This is a genomic window from Arthrobacter sp. Hb9-2 (genome assembly GCF_059091165.1).
Map to the genome: position 1 here is coordinate 1 of NZ_JBNHGJ010000097.1, position 593 is coordinate 593.

Sequence of the window (593 nt, forward strand, 5' to 3'; positions counted from 1 at the left end):
CAACACAGTTAGTGAGAAATGATGACGCTCAAGGTTTCGATCATTGCCGGCAATCCCAAGCCGCAGTCCCGCACCCTGAAGGTAGCCCAGACCCTCGTTGAGAAATTGCTCGAGGCCGGCTCCTACGAGGTGGAGGTCATTGACCTCGCAGAACACGTCGAGGAGATCTTCGCGTGGCCCAGCGAGAAAATGGCTGCGCTGAACGCCAGTGTCGCTGCCAGTGATGTGGCGGTTTTCGCCTCACCCACCTACAAGGCAACCTACACCGGGCTTCTGAAGGCCTTCCTTGATCGCTACCCCGCCAACGCACTGGCAGGAGTGACAGCCATCCCGGTCATGACCGGCGCCGACCAGACCCACTCCATGGGCCCCACGGTCAACCTGGCACCACTGCTCGTTGAACTCGGCGCGACCGTACCAGGACGCGGGTTCTACTTCGTCACCGGCCAGATGGACCACCTCGACGAGGTCGTCCAGAACGCCGCCGACGAATACGCCGCGAACCTGCGCCGGCTCGGCAACGTTGCCACCGCCCTGCGCGTCAGCATCCCTTCCGCTTAACCGTGTTGATCCGTCACAACTAGGAGACACAC

Annotated in this window: 1 protein-coding gene; it reads left to right on the plus strand. The window is 61.6% G+C overall.

The window, feature by feature from the left end; translation table 11 throughout:
* Positions 1-18: 18 nt before the first annotated feature.
* Positions 19-561, plus strand: coding sequence for an NADPH-dependent FMN reductase (locus AC5RV1_RS21360; protein ID WP_493995954.1), 543 nt, complete (start codon positions 19-21; stop codon positions 559-561).
* The last annotated feature ends 32 nt before the right edge of the window (positions 562-593 follow it).